This is a genomic window from Rhizobium sp. WW_1 (assembly GCF_003610155.1).
Classification (GTDB): Bacteria; Pseudomonadota; Alphaproteobacteria; order Rhizobiales; family Rhizobiaceae; genus Rhizobium; species Rhizobium tropici_A.
Genome location: NZ_RAIN01000001.1, coordinates 692,921 through 707,068 on the forward strand (window position 1 = coordinate 692,921; position 14,148 = coordinate 707,068).

The following is a 14,148-nucleotide window of genomic DNA, read 5'->3' on the forward strand; positions in this document are numbered from 1 at the left end:
TCACCGCAATCCCCGGCATGAGTAGAGGCTTCGGCTTTAAATTTATTTAATTTGCCAAGACGGCCCAGCGATCCGACAGCACTTCCGTCTCAAGCGGCGTCTCGGAAACGCTCCACCGCTTTGTCTTCATGGAATTCCCGACACAAGATCGCGCCGCGCATTTTGCTGGAGTTGCCCTAGTTCACGGTCGCGGCAGCAAGGATCAGGATATTCAGATCGTGCTCAGGATAGAAATCCTGCGCCGTCATCTGAAAGGTGCTTGGGCCGGTCTTCTTAACATTGGTCCCGCAAAAGCTGATGTAGTTCTCAGGGCTGCCCTTATCGACCGTCAGCTCGAAATGCTTGATCGGACCCGACCAGTTGGCGCCCGTCGTCAACACATAGGAGATCCAGTTTTCGGTATAGCTCCGGCCGCCTTTGTCGGCCACGGCGGCAAGCTTGGCCGCTGTCTTCAGGAAAGTCTCGTCGAGGCAATATTTGCTGCGATAAGCCTCCAGCTGCTGCTTCTGATAGTCCTCGTCCCCGGCAAAGGTGATGGCGACGGTGCCTCCGACGCTCGGCTTGTAGCGATGTTCGACGGCAATCCTGGCCTTGGCCGGGAACTTGGTACGCCACCAATAAGTCGTGTGCAGCGTCCACATCGGCGTCGGATGATGCTTCATGCCCTGGCCGTCATTGTCGTATTCGTCATCGGCGATCAGACCACGGGCGGTCCAATCCTCAAGCACGTCGAGCGGCAATTTGGCGACGGCATCCGCCGCTGCCTTACTCAGCGGCAACAGGGGAACGCCATGCGCCTTCAGCTCATCCGTCATGTCGACACCGGCCACCGACACGCGCTGCTGCAGGGTTGGCGTAATCGCCGTGCCGTCCTGCGTCACGGTGAAGCCGAGGAAATTGTCGGAATCCACATCTCCGGCGTCGACCATGCTGTCTATATCGCCCTTGATATCAGGCATCGGGAAGGCGACAACGCTTTCGACATCCTTGTCGGAGGTGTTTTCGAAGACGTAATCGACACGTACTTCCGCCTGCGAAATGAAGAGCTTTTCCTCGGCCATGCTGACATCGCCGGTGCGGACATAGGCGAGGCCGCCCGTGCTCAGCTCGGCCATGGTGTCGTTCGCAAAAGCAGGAGCGGCGAACATCGCCATTAATGCCGCATAGCCTACGATCTCTCGCATGGTGCCCTTGCCCCGTTGATATCGGCGATTATCTCCGGCTGCGATCCGGCGTCAATGTCGATATCGGCATAAAAGGCTTGCAACATAATGCATTGCCCGGCATGGACAGCAGATGTCCGAACCGCAACGCCTCGACCAGCTCCTCGTTACCCTCTCGCTCTTCGCCAGCCGCTCACGCGCTCGCGATGCCATCCAACGCGGCACGGTGACGGTGAACGGCAAGATCGTGACGAAGCCGGGCGCACTTTTTGCCGAAGATGCCGATATCAGCATCGACGATCCCGCGCAGGATTACGTCTCGCGCGCCGCGCTGAAGCTGGTGGCGGCGCTCGACCATTTCGGCCTCGATCCACAGGGCCAGCACTGTCTCGACGTCGGCGCATCGACGGGCGGCTTTACCGAGGTGCTGCTGGAGCGCGGTGCCGACCATGTGACGGCAATCGATGTCGGTCACGATCAAATGCATTCGCGCATAGCGGCCGATCCGCGCGTCACCAATATCGAGGGTCTGAACGCGCGCAACCTGACCGCCGAGGATATCGGCGAACCTTTCACCTTCATCGTTTCCGATGTCTCCTTCATTTCGCTGAAGCTGGCGCTAGCTCCGGCACTCGTTCTTGCCGCACCGGGCGCGCGGGCTGTCCTTCTGGTCAAACCGCAATTCGAAGCCGGCCGCGATGCGATCGGCAAGGCCGGCCTCCTGAAGGACCCCTCCTCCGCTCCGGCCGTTGCCGCCGAACTCGAGCGCTGGTTCACCGAAGACATGGGTTGGCAGAGCCTCGGCCTCATCGCCTCGCCGATCGCGGGCGGCGACGGCAACCAGGAATTTCTTCTCGCAGGGATCAAGCCATGAGCACCGAAAACGTTACCATCCAGAAGCTCGGCGGCCAGGGCGACGGCATCGCGCAAGGCGCGGACGGGCCAATCTACGTACCCTTCACGCTGCCGGGCGAAACCGTCGCCATCGCGCGGGTGAAAAGCCAGGGCACGCTGATGTCGATCGCATCCGCCTCGCCGGATCGCCAGGAGCCGCACTGTCGGCATTTCGGCCCGCATGGCATCAACGGCACCTGCGGTGGCTGCACCCTGCAGCACTATGCCGATGCTCCCTATCGCGCCTTCAAGCGCCAGCTCGTCGTCGATGCCTTGCGCTCGAAAGGCCTGACGCCCGAGGTTGACGATATCATCGCCGCGCATCCGGGCGAGCGGCGCAGGGTCGTCTTCGCCGCGCGCAAGACCGAGAAGGACATGCTGATCGGCTTCAACCAGGCCGAAAGCCATCACATCGTCGCCATCGAGGAATGTCCCATTGCCTCTACCGGCATCATGACGCGCTTGCCGGCCATCAAAGCCATCGCGGCAGCGATGGCCATCAATGCCGAAGCTTTCCGCATTTCGGTGCTGGAGACCCTGACCGGACTCGATCTGGCCGTCGATGGCATCAAATCGCTTTCGGACAAGCAGCGCCGCAGCACGGTCGAAACCGTATTGTCGCTTCGCGGCATCGCGCGCGTATCGCTGAACGGCGAGATCCTGGTGGAGCCGGCAAAACCGATGATCGATTTCGGCGGTGTGCAGGTTGCCCCGCCGCCCGGCGCCTTCACGCAAGCGACCAAGCAGGCAGAGGATGCCATGGCCGAGCTGGTGGCAACCCATGTCGGCAAGGCCAAACGCATCGCCGATCTCTTCGCCGGCAGCGGCACCTTCTCGCTTCGCCTGGCACGGATCGGGCGCGTGCATGCGGTCGAAAGCGAAGACAAGCCGCTCGCGGCATTGGATCACGCTGCCCGTAACACGCAAGGGCTGAAGCCCGTTAGCGTCGAGCGGCGCGATCTCTTCCGCCGGCCCTTGATGATGCAGGAACTGAAAGTCTACGACGCCGTCGTCTTCGACCCGCCGCGCGCCGGCGCAGAATTCCAGAGCAAGGAGCTTGCCCGATCCCAGGTCAAGAAGATCGTCGCCGTCTCCTGCAATCCGCTGACGCTCGCCCGCGACCTCGCCTTGCTGGTCGAGGGCGGCTATCGCATTACGCGCGTGACACCGATCGACCAGTTCCTATGGACCTCGCATGTCGAGGTGGTCGCGGCGCTGGAGAAGTAACTTTGACCGCAGGCTCCCTGGCTGACCTCGTGGTTCGAGGCTACGCCCTTTGGGCTTCGCACCTCCCCATAAGGGCGGGTGAATTACTCACCGCTTCATAAAGGCCTCGAAAGCCGCGCGGGCCTCGGCGCTTTTCAGCTGGGCAGCGAAATGCTCGGCTTCTTTCTGGATGCGGTCGAGGACTGTATCCGGCGATCCGCGCATCAGGTCGCGTGCGATGCGAAGGGCTTCTGGTGGCTTGGCGGCAAGTTTTGATGCCAGCGACAGAGTCTCGGCTTCCACCGCCTCCCGCGTTGCGACTTTCCAGATCAGGCCGGCTTCCTTGGCGGCAGCAGCGGAAAAACCTTCGCCAAGAGCAAGCAGAGCAAAGGCGCGCTGATGGCCCATCACACGCGGAGCGATCAGGCTCGAGGCCGCCTCCGGAACCAGCGCGAGATCGACAAAAGGCGTCTTGAACAGGCTACGATCCGAAGCAACCGTCAGATCGCAATGCAGATGGATCGTCGTGCCGATGCCGATCGCCAGACCGTCGACGCCGGAGACGACTGGCTTTCTAACATTCGCCAATGCGACGAGAAAATCGAAGACTTCGCGCCCCATGTTGCCGCCCATGGCGAAGGCCAGGAAATCGGCGAGGTCATTGCCGGCCGAGAAACAGCCTTCCGTTCCGAGGAAGACGTGGACGCGGACTTCAGGTGCAGCTTCCGCCGCCTTCAGCGCATCGGTCATGGTCTGATACATGGCGCGCGTGATGGCGTTCTTCTTTTCCGGCCGGTTGAACCGGATGACCTGGACGTGTGGCGCGGTCTCGGGGCGTTCAATCAGAATGTGGTCGGTCATGGCTTTTCCTTAGGCTAATGCGGCGCGGGCGGCTTCGAGGCTGGAGGCACCCGCGATGACCCGATCGGAGAGGGCTGCGGTTTCGGCCAGCAGATTTTCGACAGCGAAGCGGCAGAGCGCGATGCGCTTGGCTCCCTCGCCGTCCCCCGCATCGGCAAGCCCACCCTTGGCCAGATAGGAACCTGTCAGCACGAGGCCGAAAAGCCGCTGGTAGGGCGTGGCGCCGGCTAGAGCTTCGGCGACGGCGCCTTCCGCCTGCTTCGACAACAGCCACTCGGTCGTCTTTTCCAGATCGGCAATGGCCGCCTCGAGCCGAAGCGCCGTTTCGCCAAAACCTTCGAGATTGGACTTGGCGACGTCCTGGGCGATATCTCGCAGCTCGGCAATCAAGCCGCGGACTTGATCGCCGCCCGCAATCGTCAGCTTGCGCGTCACGAGGTCGATGGCCTGAATGCCGTTCGTGCCTTCGTAGATGGGCGCGATGCGCGCGTCGCGCAGCAGGCGTGCTGCGCCCGTCTCCTCGATGAAGCCCATGCCGCCATGGACCTGGATGCCGAGCGAGGCAACATCGACGCCGGCATCGGTGGAGAAGGATTTGGCGATCGGCGTCAGCAGCGCTGCCCGTTCCTGCCAGTAGCGGGCCTTTTGCGGATCGCGATGCGACATGTCGATCGCCTGGGCGCAGGCGTAGCAGATCGCGCGCGAGCCCTGCGTCAAAGCCTTCATCGTCAGCAGCATGCGGGCGACATCGGGATGCTCGATGATCGGGCTCATGCCCGATGCAGTCGTCCCCGGCGCGCGGCCCTGCGTCCGTTCCCGGGCATAGGCGATGGCCTTCTGGGTGGCTGCCTCGGCGATCGCCACGCCCTGAATGCCGACGGCAAGGCGCGCGTTGTTCATCATCGTGAACATGCAGGCAAGGCCTTTGTTTTCCTCACCCACCAGCCAGCCGACGGCACCCTTTTCCGCACCATATTTGCCATCGCCGAAGATGAGCGTGCACGTCGGCGAGCCGTGAATGCCGAGCTTGTGCTCCAGTGAATGGGCAAAATAATCGTTGCGGGCGCCGAGCGAGCCATCCTCGTTGACGAGGAATTTCGGCACGAGGAAGAGCGAGATGCCACGCGTGCCGGCGGGCGCGTCCGGAAGGCGGGCAAGGACGAGGTGGATGATATTCTCCGTCGCCTCGTGGTCGCCCCAGGTGATGAAGATCTTCTGGCCGAAGATGCGATATGTGCCGTCATCGCGACGTTCGGCGCGCGTGCGCAAAGCCCCGACATCGGAACCGGCATGCGGCTCCGTCAGGTTCATGGTTCCCGTCCACTCGCCCGAGACAAGCCTCGCCAGATATGTCTTCTTCAGGTCTTCGCTGCCATGCGCGCTGAGTGCCTCGACCGCCCCCATGGTCAGCGTCGGGGCAAGGCCGAAGGCCATCGAGGCGGAGTTCCACATTTCCAGCGCCGCGATATTCAGCATATGCGGCAGGCCCTGACCGCCGAAATCCTCGGGCGCGGTGAGGCCGTTCCAGCCGCCGGCGATCCAATCGCGATAAAGCTGCTCCCAGCCATCGGGAAGAACGACCTTGCCGTTCACTAGCCTTGCACCCTGCCGGTCGCCATTCTCGGCAAGCGGTTCCATCTCCTCGCCGGCGAAACGCCCGGCTTCCGACAGGATCGCATCGACAAGATCGGCACTGAGATCGCCGAGAATGCCGTCTTCCATCGCGCGCTCCATGCCGGCGACATGTTTCAGCGTGAATGCGATTTCTTCGACAGGCGCCTTATACATGATGATTTCCTCCGGATCGGTGCTGGCAATGATCCGCCTCACCCGGATCATCGGCCATGTGTGGCCATAGCTAGTTTATTTTTACGTAAACGTCAATTTTTGACATCGGAAGACGATCGATTTCCACTATCTCGCGAACCCGAGGGCCACATACGCCTTGTACGCGCCGCATGACTGTGACATTGGCGCTTTTGTTCGCGATTATTCCGCGAAAGCACGGACTTGCATAAACAACCGTCATGAACGAAGACTAAGGCAACTGTTCAGATAATGCGAACGATACCGCCATGAACACGCTCACGTCAGCCAATACGATACCCGGCTTCGTCTGGGCCTATCGTCTTCGTCCAGGTGCAGCCAAGCCGGAGCGCCTGCCCGACGATATCGATCGTTCGGCGCTCTTCAGCGACGAAGGTTTTCTCTGGCTGCATCTCAATCTCGTGGATGCGCGGGTTTCCGCCTTTCTCGAGGATGCGCCGGGACTGAACGACGCCGCCCGCATCGCTCTGACCACGCATGAGACACATGCGGCGATTACAGTCGACGAGCAAATGCTGTTCGGCACGCTGGTCGACTTCCAGCGTGACTTCGCCCACAATACCCATGACATCGGCTGGCTGCATTTCGCATTCAACGATCGCATGCTCATCACCAGCCGGCTGCAGCCGCTCCGCAGCCTGGATAGGGCCCGCGTGCTGATCGAAAAGAATGCGGCGCGATTTGCAAATCCGGTGGATATTTTCGAGCTGATCGTTGTTGAATTCCAGCGGACCTTGATCTCCGTCGTCATCGAGATCGGCGAAGAGTTGAATGGCATCGAGGATTTCGTCCACGGCAACACGTCGCGCGACGAGCGCGCCAAGCTTCCGCCGCTGCGCAGGACGATCGTGCGCCTGCATCGCCATCTGCGGACCGTTCTTTCCTTGATGCGCCATGCGGGCGCCTCCGACGACGAAGAGATGCCGCTCGGCTTCGAGGATGTCGCCGCGCGGCTGACGGGCCGGCTGGAAGCTGTAGAACATGATATTTATGCGTTGCAGGAACGGGCCAGGCTGCTGCACGAAGAGATCGATTCAAAACTCGCCTCCGAGATCAACCGGCATCTCTATGTCCTGTCAATCATGACCGCGTTCCTGTTGCCGCCGACATTGGTGACCGGCTTTTTCGGCATGAATACATCCGGCCTGCCGCTAGCGGGTGGCGCCGCCGGCACCGGATATGCGATCGGCTTCATCATTGGCTCCATGCTGCTCGCCTGGTGGCTGCTCAAGCGCGTCAACATTCTCTGATGGCAAAGCATACAAAAAGCCGCCCGGCTGAAACCGGACGGCTGGCATCGAGACTTCTCTAAACGCTGCTTAGAAATACGGCGAATAGCACTGGCGGCGCGGGCCGGAATTTGGCTGGAACGTATTGTCGTAAGCGCGATAGGAACGATAGCGTCCCTCGCACCATTCGACATGGCGCGGATTGATGCCGGCGCTCGGGGCCGGAGCCGGCTCATAATAGCGCGGCTGGCTGGCGATTGCACCGCCGATGAGCGCGCCTGCGCCGAAGGCTGCCAGCGGGAACCAATAGCCGTCGTGATAGCGATAACCATGACGATAGCCGCCGCGATAACCGCGGTAGCCGCCATACCAGCCTCGGCGATAGTAGCCACCATGGCGCCACTGCACCTGTTCGACGTTGCCGGGGGCGGCCTGGGCGGGCGCAGTCTGATTGACGATCGGCGCGGCGGGCATCTGCATGGCAAAAGACGGTGTGAAGCTCGTCAAGGCAACAGCAGCCGTCATGGCGACTGTCGCGATTTTTGCACGGAAACCAAGCATTTTAATCTCCATTCCCTGGTTCGACTTGGGACTCAAGCCTGTAGGCGTTTCATGTCGGGAATGCTTCCCGATTAAGGTTTCGCTGTCTGCTTCGTCGCATATCCGAGTAGACGGAAAGAAACGCGACAGCATGTTATTCAGTTCCTCAAATCCCTACCAATTTAAGGAGTTATGCGGGGCTCCACGATGAATTTATAGTGATTTCATTCTTAACCCAAGATTAACCAGCAATCCTTACTGTTATTTCATGAAAGGATACCGGCAAAGTAACCTCCTCATTTGCAGCTTGCTGACGATCCTGACCCTGATGGGGCCGGTCTCCAAGCCTTCGGCCGGCGAGAGCCAGCCCTGGACCGATCCGAAAAATGCACTGATTGTCGATGCTTACGAGCTAAACACCATCGACTGGACTGCGTTTCTGCAGGACAAGCGGATCGCCGGCTTCATCTCCAAGGCGTCGGACGGACTACCTGAAAGCTTCAGTTGCACCGGTGATCATGGTGGCGATACGGTGGCTCATTGCAGGACGATGTGGCGCAAATACGCCGTCAGCCGCGAGCTGTTTCAGACGCGTCGCATTCTGGCAAAATCGAACGGCCTGCTATGGGGCGCCTATCATCTGGGCCGGCCCGGCAATCCGATCGACCAGGCCAATCACTTTCTCGACTACGCCGATCCGCAGCCCGACGAGCTGATGGTGCTCGACATAGACGGCATGGACGCCACGCAATTCATGTCGCTCGACGACGCGCAGATCTTCGTTGCTCACATCAAGGTCAGGACCGGGCGCTACCCCATTCTCTACGTCAATCACAACACGGCGCGCTACATCGCCGATCACCGGGGCACCTATCCGCTGCTGTCGCGGCTGCCGCTGTGGTACGCGCGCTACAAGCCGGATGTGAAGGATACCTTCCCGCTCGGCAACTGGGACAATTATGCCATCTGGCAGTTTGCTTCGTCGGATAATTGCTCGGAGAAAAGCTGCCCCTATCGCGTACCCGGCACGCTTACCGATATCGACGTGAATGTCGTGCCGATGACGAAAGTCCAGCTTGCCAAGATCTGGCCGCAGGGTGATCTCTTGCCCGCCAAGCCCCTGCCTGCACCGGACCTGACGATCGCGCTCGCGCAGATGTGCAACGGCCCGCGGCAGGCGCTCGTTTCGCTCATGGTCGACATCGACCCGGTCGTCACAGCTTCGACCCCACAATCGAAGCCGGTCGAAATCAACGAGCTGAATTACCAGGATTTCTAAAGCGCGTAGCGATCCTTCAGATTCGCTCCTCGCGCTTCAGGTCTTTGATTCTTCGCACGTCGTTGTCGCAAAACCGCTGCACACTTTTGCGGGACATGCTTTAGCTTGGCGAGGCGGTTTTCAGGTCGATGCTATGCCTCGATCTGCACATCCGTCTTCGGGCGCGAGCAGCAGGCGAGGATATAACCCTCGTCGATCTCGTCATCGAGGATGCCGCCATTGTGGCTCATCTCGACTTCGCCCGAGAGCTTCATGACGCGGCATGTACCGCAAAGCCCGGATTCGCAGGCCGCTCCGATGCGCACACCGGCACCGCGCGCCGCCTGAAGCACGGTCTGGCCCGCGGCGCAGACGACATCCTTGCCGGCCATGGTGAAGCGGATCGTCGTCGCGGCCTCGCCGGAGGCATCGTCGGAAACCTCCGCAAGCGGCGTTGCAGCGTTCGCTGGCTGGAAGCTCTCCTGATGATAGCGCGACATGTCGAAACCATGCGCTTCCAGCATGGAGCGCACGGCGTCCATGAAGACTTCCGGGCCGCAGCAGAAGATCGTCCGGTCCATGAAATCAGGAGCCAGGAGACCGATCTTCGCCTTGTCGATGCGTCCCTTCAGCCCCGACCAGAGATCGGTGCGGCCACAACCCTCGACGATGAGGCCGAGATTGAGGTTCGGCATGAAGCGGGCGAGATATTCGAGTTCGGAGCGGAAAATGATGTCGGTCGGGCTGCGCGAGCAATTGACGAAGGTGATGTCCGACAGCGGCGCGATGTCGGCCATGTAACGCGTCATCGACATCATCGGCGTAATGCCGGAACCGGCGGAGACAAACAGGTACTTTTCGCCGGGATGACGGATATGGCTGAAATCGCCGAGCGGACCGAAAGCCTTGATGCGCATGCCCGGCTTCAGGTTCTCGAACATCCAGCGCGTGCCGATGCTGTCCTTCTGCGCCTTGACAGTCACGGCGACCGAAAAGGGCCGCGACGGTGTCGACGACAGCGTATAGGTGCGCATGACCGGCTCCGGAGCCGTCGGCAGCTCCAGCGTCACGAACTGGCCCGGCAGGTAGCGGAACCAGTTGTCCTTGTCGGAGCCGAATGTGAAGGTCATCACATCGGGCGCCTCGGGCGTGACCGAGAGACATTCGAGCAGATGCTGCCTGTCGCTCCAGGGCTGCATCTGGTCGAGGTGTCGATGGCGAAGGGAGGCGGTCATGTTCATACTCAGGCGACCGCCGACAGCTTGGCCTGATCGCCCTGCAGCCGGTTGATCATGAAAGTCGTGTACCATTCGACGAACTGCATGACGCCGCCTTCATGGATTTCCGAATAGGGACCGGGCTCATAGGCCGGCGAGCGGATGCCGAAGGCGTTTTCCTCGACGATGCGGCGGTCCTGGTCGTTGGTCTCGGTCCAGACGTGCGTCAGTTCTTCCAGATCGTAGTCGACGCCTTCGACCGCATCCTTATGGACGATCCACTTGGTGGTCACAGCGGTTTCCTCGGCGCTGATCGGCAGCACGCGGAAGGAAATGGCGTGATCGCCGAGCATGTGGTTCCATGTCGTGGGATAGTGGAACAGCAGCATGGTGCCGATGCCGTTGATCGTCACATCCGACGAGAGCGGACGCTTGACGGCGTTCTGGCCCGACATCGTGTAGCTTTCGGCACCTTCGATCAGCGGCATGCGGGCCGTGCGGAACTGGCCGTCCGGAGAAAGCTTGAATTCGCTCGGCAGGCCTGCGGCCTCGCAGCGCTGCCAATGTGCGGCGATCACCGGATCGTTCATCGCGCCCTGCACGCCGCTAACGGTCGGCGCTTCCGGGAAGGTGCGGCAAAGCTCGGGATGGTTGGCCGCGCAGTGATAGCACTCGCGGTTGTTTTCCCAGACCAGCTTCCAGTTGCCCTTTTCGATGATGGTGCTCTGGAAGGCGATCTTGGCTTCGCTGATGCGATGCGGCGCGATGTAGGGTTCGATGGTCTCGCGGACCGGAGCGAAATCCGGCGCGTTCTGCGCAAGGCAAATGAAGATGTAGCCGCCGACGCTTTCGCAGTGGACCGGCTTCAGCCCGTGCTGGCTCTTGTCGAAATCCTCCGCCATCTGGCGGGCGAAGAGCAGCGAGCCGTCGAGTTCGTAAGTCCACTGGTGATAGGGGCAGACGAGCTTTGCCGAGGAGCCGCGCTCGGTGTTGCAGACGCGCGAGCCGCGATGGCGACAGCTGTTGTGGAAAGCGCGGATGACCTGATCGCGACCCCGGACAATCACGACCGGGTAATCACCGATCTGGACGGTGAAGTAATTGCCCGCGCGCGGCACTTCGCAATCATGGCCGATGAACAGCCAGTCGCGATAGTAGATCATCTCCATATCGAGCTTGAAATAATCCGGATCGGTATAGAACGGTTGTTCGAGACTCAAACCCGTCCGGTGGTTCTTCAATTGCCGCAGAACTTTGCTGCCGATATCCATTTGCCTATCCTTCGCAGTACCGGGAGACGTGCAGAGGACATGCAGAGGCCATCGGGAATGGCCCAAAGCAATGTCCGACCGCCCGCCGCGGTCAGTAAACCATGTGTGCCCAAGGCTGGTTTCCGGGCTCTGGAGCGGCCCTGTTTCCAGAGCCCCATGGCACCTTCCCAGGCCGACCAGACCCAGTGGCTTTATCCGCCATGCCTCACTCCACCACCGTTGCGGGGGCAGCGCCGGATTTTGACCGGCTTCCCAATTCTCCGTCTCCCTAGCAAACGGCACCTTGAGATTGATAACATCATAGCGCCCGGCACCGGCGGCGGCTGCGCTGCAATGCGACATCGGCTTCGAAATTGACGACAGCCGAAACGGGGCAGCGGGACGGTTGCCCTTGCAGGCGATATAGAGAGGCAATTCAACCTCTTACATTCCGGTGCGGGACATGAGGGGGGTGCGCTGCCCGACCCTTGCCGATGACGCTTTATTCTGATTGCGACAGATCAACCAACCGAGGGCGATTGGGCGGCCGAAAGAGCTTGCAAAGCCGCCATCGCACGACCGGCATCGGCCGCTGGCACGAAGATGTGGTCATGATGGTAAGCCGCGACCACATTGGCGCTGATACCCTCGTTGCCGAGCGCCGTTGCGAAGGCAGCGGTCAACCCTACGGCCTCGAGAGAGGAGTGCACTTCGAGCGTTATCATGCGCATGGTGGGGGCCGCGGGAAATCCAGCCTCTCGGGCCGTCTCCAATGGAAGGATCAGCGTCACGCCTTCCTTTTCACGGAAGAATCCGAGCGGCCTCAGATGGATGTGGTCTGCCAACATCGACGCCGGAACGCTGCAATAGACGAATTCGCCCTCGGCAAGGCTCGGCTTCATGCCGGAAAGGAGCTGCTGGAGATCGGTAATTCCGGGCATGTTTCTCAGTCTCCTTAAAAGTGCAGCATCCCAGATGCGGTTAAGCTCGGCTCAAGCTATGTGATCTAGCATGTCGCTCAGAGACTAACATAGCGAGATCCGGCATGGCCAAACTCAGATATTTCGACGCTGGGAAGCCCGCCGACCCCGAACCGGCGCCAGTAGTGCCGACGACAGGGCACAGCGAATTCCTGCGCACGGGGCGCATCAACCGGAACAGGCCGCACTGGCTTGCCGAAGAGCGGGAATATCTCAGTCACGAACACGTGGCCGAGCGCACGGCGCTGAAGCTCAGGGATGCCGGCGAAAAGACGCATGACCGGCTCAACAGCTTCCACAAATCAATCCGTTTCCCGAAGCTCATCTTCCATCACACGCTGAAGGACACGCCGCATCTCGGCTATTGCCACGTGACAGCCGCGCGGACACAGTTCGCACAATATGAGCAGGTGAACTGGGCGTTCTATATCGCCAATTTCTTTGCCCGTATCGGCCAGGAAGAGAATTTCTTCGAAGACATCAGCCTCAAATATTCTCGGATGTATTTCGCCGTCGCCGTTCACCCGGACAAGCAGGCTGAGGACAAGAAGCTGACGATCAATCGCGACATTCGCGGCAACGGCGTACTGTTCCACACCCACGATCCGCAGATCGCCATCCGCAACGTTCTATTGCTTGGCGCCCGCAACGAGCAGCTTCGCGACATCATTCGCCAGCTTTGACGATTGATCCGAAAACTCGAAGGGCATAAGAACGGCCTGAACTGCAAGCAGGCAGGCCATGGCACGACACATAGACATTCTCGAACATCCGCAAACCGCGATCGACGTCGCCACGGCAACCCTCGCCGAGGGTCTGCCGATCGGGCTGCCAACGGAGACGGTCTACGGCCTTGCCGCCGATGCCACCAATCCCGCCGCCATCACCCGGATCTACGAGACCAAGGGGCGTCCGCGCTTCAATCCGCTGATCTGCCATATGAGCGATCTCGCCATGGCCGAGCGCTATGCCATCTTCGACCCCATCTCGCGTAAGCTCGCGGAAGCCTTCTGGCCCGGCCCGCTGACGCTGGTGCTGCCGCTCAAGCCCGATAGCGGCATCCATCCGCTGGCAACAGCCGGACTTGATACGGTCGGCATCCGCGTGCCCAAGGGCTTTGCCGGCGAGCTGATCCGTGCCTTTGACCGACCGCTCGCAGCACCAAGCGCCAACACATCAGGCAAAATCAGCGCCACCAGCGCCGATCATGTCGACGACGATCTCGGGGAACGCATTACCCTTATTCTCGATGCCGGGGCTTCGGTCGTCGGCGTGGAGTCGACCATCGTCAAGGTCGAGGATGGCGAGATGCGCCTCTTGCGGCCAGGCGGTCTCGCAGCGAGCGAAATCGAGCGCGTGGCCGGCAAGAAGCTCAAACGCAAGAAGAAGGCCTCGGCCGCCATCGAGGCGCCTGGTATGATGGCTTCACATTATGCACCCGGAGCAGCCGTGCGGCTCGACGCGACGGAGGTTTCCGCAAACGAGACGCTGATCCGCTTCGGAACGCCTGACATTGCCGGTATCGGTGAGGCGGTTGCAGTGCTGGATCTGAGCACATCGGGCGATCTCTCAGAAGCCGCCGCAAACCTCTTCGATTTCATGAAGCGCGCCGATGCCACAGGTGCGGCCACGATTGCCTTTTCGCATATTCCAGACGAAGGCCTCGGCGAGGCGATCAACGACCGGCTGCGTCGCGCGGCCGCGCCCAGAGAATAAATCAGCC

At 60.8% G+C, this 14,148-nt stretch carries 13 protein-coding genes and 1 riboswitch; of the genes, 6 read left to right on the top strand and 7 right to left on the bottom strand.

Going from position 1 to position 14,148, the window contains the following annotated elements; all coding sequences use genetic code 11:
* Positions 1 to 176 precede the first annotated feature (176 nt).
* A complete protein-coding gene (locus BJ928_RS03285; protein ID WP_047627760.1) occupies positions 177 to 1,184 on the bottom strand; it encodes a DUF4424 domain-containing protein in 1,008 nt (335 codons plus the stop codon).
* 112 nt (positions 1,185 to 1,296) lie between these two features.
* Here BJ928_RS03285 and BJ928_RS03290 point away from each other — a divergent pair, with 112 nt between their 5' ends.
* Positions 1,297 to 2,037, top strand: a complete 741-nt coding sequence (locus BJ928_RS03290; protein WP_047627762.1) for a TlyA family RNA methyltransferase — start codon at positions 1,297 to 1,299, stop codon at positions 2,035 to 2,037.
* Entirely contained in the window at positions 2,034 to 3,284 is a 1,251-nt protein-coding gene (locus tag BJ928_RS03295; protein WP_047627764.1) for a class I SAM-dependent RNA methyltransferase, read from the top strand. Before BJ928_RS03290 ends, BJ928_RS03295 begins: the two co-directional genes overlap by 4 nt.
* Before the next feature lie 87 nt (positions 3,285 to 3,371).
* Here BJ928_RS03295 and BJ928_RS03300 read toward each other — a convergent pair whose 3' ends face one another.
* Entirely contained in the window at positions 3,372 to 4,124 is a 753-nt protein-coding gene (locus BJ928_RS03300; RefSeq protein ID WP_047627766.1) for a crotonase/enoyl-CoA hydratase family protein, read from the bottom strand.
* A gap of 9 nt (positions 4,125 to 4,133) precedes the next feature.
* On the bottom strand, positions 4,134 to 5,912 hold the full coding sequence (locus BJ928_RS03305) for an acyl-CoA dehydrogenase (RefSeq protein ID WP_047628774.1): 1,779 nt from the start codon (positions 5,910 to 5,912) through the stop codon (positions 4,134 to 4,136).
* A 287-nt stretch (positions 5,913 to 6,199) separates the two neighbouring features.
* Between BJ928_RS03305 and BJ928_RS03310 the strand changes: the two genes are divergently transcribed.
* Positions 6,200 to 7,201, top strand: coding sequence for a transporter (locus BJ928_RS03310; protein WP_047627768.1), 1,002 nt, complete (start codon positions 6,200 to 6,202; stop codon positions 7,199 to 7,201).
* A gap of 69 nt (positions 7,202 to 7,270) precedes the next feature.
* Here the strand turns inward: BJ928_RS03310 and BJ928_RS03315 are convergent, their stop codons facing one another.
* Positions 7,271 to 7,741 (bottom strand): BA14K family protein, encoded by a 471-nt coding sequence (locus BJ928_RS03315; protein ID WP_047627770.1) that lies wholly within the window; start codon positions 7,739 to 7,741, stop codon positions 7,271 to 7,273.
* A gap of 307 nt (positions 7,742 to 8,048) precedes the next feature.
* On the opposite strand from BJ928_RS03315, the gene BJ928_RS03320 reads away from it, so the two are divergent.
* The gene (locus BJ928_RS03320; protein ID WP_245432241.1) at positions 8,049 to 8,999 is read left to right on the top strand and encodes a GH25 family lysozyme; all 951 of its coding nucleotides are present in this window, start codon (positions 8,049 to 8,051) and stop codon (positions 8,997 to 8,999) included.
* 131 nt (positions 9,000 to 9,130) lie between these two features.
* Here BJ928_RS03320 and BJ928_RS03325 read toward each other — a convergent pair whose 3' ends face one another.
* From BJ928_RS03325 to BJ928_RS03335, 3 genes are all read right to left on the bottom strand, one after another.
* Positions 9,131 to 10,219: a hybrid-cluster NAD(P)-dependent oxidoreductase gene (locus BJ928_RS03325; RefSeq protein ID WP_047627774.1), complete on the bottom strand. Its 1,089-nt coding sequence runs from the start codon at positions 10,217 to 10,219 to the stop codon at positions 9,131 to 9,133.
* Positions 10,220 to 10,221: 2 nt separating this feature from the next.
* Entirely contained in the window at positions 10,222 to 11,466 is a 1,245-nt protein-coding gene (locus tag BJ928_RS03330) for an aromatic ring-hydroxylating dioxygenase subunit alpha (RefSeq protein WP_047627775.1), read from the bottom strand.
* A gap of 95 nt (positions 11,467 to 11,561) precedes the next feature.
* Positions 11,562 to 11,767, bottom strand: a riboswitch (cobalamin riboswitch).
* A 199-nt stretch (positions 11,768 to 11,966) separates the two neighbouring features.
* Positions 11,967 to 12,386 carry an ACT domain-containing protein gene (locus BJ928_RS03335; RefSeq protein ID WP_047627777.1) on the bottom strand — a complete coding sequence of 140 codons (420 nt, stop codon included), beginning with the start codon at positions 12,384 to 12,386 and terminating at the stop codon, positions 11,967 to 11,969.
* Positions 12,387 to 12,490: 104 nt separating this feature from the next.
* On the opposite strand from BJ928_RS03335, the gene BJ928_RS03340 reads away from it, so the two are divergent.
* Both BJ928_RS03340 and BJ928_RS03345 read left to right on the top strand, forming a co-directional pair.
* Entirely contained in the window at positions 12,491 to 13,108 is a 618-nt protein-coding gene (locus BJ928_RS03340; RefSeq protein ID WP_047627778.1) for a DUF6656 family protein, read from the top strand.
* 58 nt (positions 13,109 to 13,166) lie between these two features.
* On the top strand, positions 13,167 to 14,141 hold the full coding sequence (locus BJ928_RS03345) for an L-threonylcarbamoyladenylate synthase (RefSeq protein ID WP_047627781.1): 975 nt from the start codon (positions 13,167 to 13,169) through the stop codon (positions 14,139 to 14,141).
* Positions 14,142 to 14,148: the final 7 nt, after the last annotated feature.

What these genes read in the sequence shown, in the direction of transcription:
- BJ928_RS03320 (WP_245432241.1), top strand. Translation starts at nt 8,049, where the DNA reads ATGGGGCCGGTCTCCAAGCCTTCGGCCGGCGAGAGCCAGCCCTGGACC.
- BJ928_RS03345 (WP_047627781.1), top strand. Translation starts at nt 13,167, where the DNA reads ATGGCACGACACATAGACATTCTCGAACATCCGCAAACCGCGATCGAC.
- BJ928_RS03285 (WP_047627760.1), bottom strand. Translation starts at nt 1,184, where the DNA reads ATGCGAGAGATCGTAGGCTATGCGGCATTAATGGCGATGTTCGCCGCT.
- BJ928_RS03290 (WP_047627762.1), top strand. Translation starts at nt 1,297, where the DNA reads ATGTCCGAACCGCAACGCCTCGACCAGCTCCTCGTTACCCTCTCGCTC.
- BJ928_RS03295 (WP_047627764.1), top strand. Translation starts at nt 2,034, where the DNA reads ATGAGCACCGAAAACGTTACCATCCAGAAGCTCGGCGGCCAGGGCGAC.
- BJ928_RS03300 (WP_047627766.1), bottom strand. Translation starts at nt 4,124, where the DNA reads ATGACCGACCACATTCTGATTGAACGCCCCGAGACCGCGCCACACGTC.
- BJ928_RS03310 (WP_047627768.1), top strand. Translation starts at nt 6,200, where the DNA reads ATGAACACGCTCACGTCAGCCAATACGATACCCGGCTTCGTCTGGGCC.
- BJ928_RS03330 (WP_047627775.1), bottom strand. Translation starts at nt 11,466, where the DNA reads ATGGATATCGGCAGCAAAGTTCTGCGGCAATTGAAGAACCACCGGACG.
- BJ928_RS03325 (WP_047627774.1), bottom strand. Translation starts at nt 10,219, where the DNA reads ATGAACATGACCGCCTCCCTTCGCCATCGACACCTCGACCAGATGCAG.
- BJ928_RS03340 (WP_047627778.1), top strand. Translation starts at nt 12,491, where the DNA reads ATGGCCAAACTCAGATATTTCGACGCTGGGAAGCCCGCCGACCCCGAA.
- BJ928_RS03315 (WP_047627770.1), bottom strand. Translation starts at nt 7,741, where the DNA reads ATGCTTGGTTTCCGTGCAAAAATCGCGACAGTCGCCATGACGGCTGCT.
- BJ928_RS03305 (WP_047628774.1), bottom strand. Translation starts at nt 5,912, where the DNA reads ATGTATAAGGCGCCTGTCGAAGAAATCGCATTCACGCTGAAACATGTC.
- BJ928_RS03335 (WP_047627777.1), bottom strand. Translation starts at nt 12,386, where the DNA reads ATGCCCGGAATTACCGATCTCCAGCAGCTCCTTTCCGGCATGAAGCCG.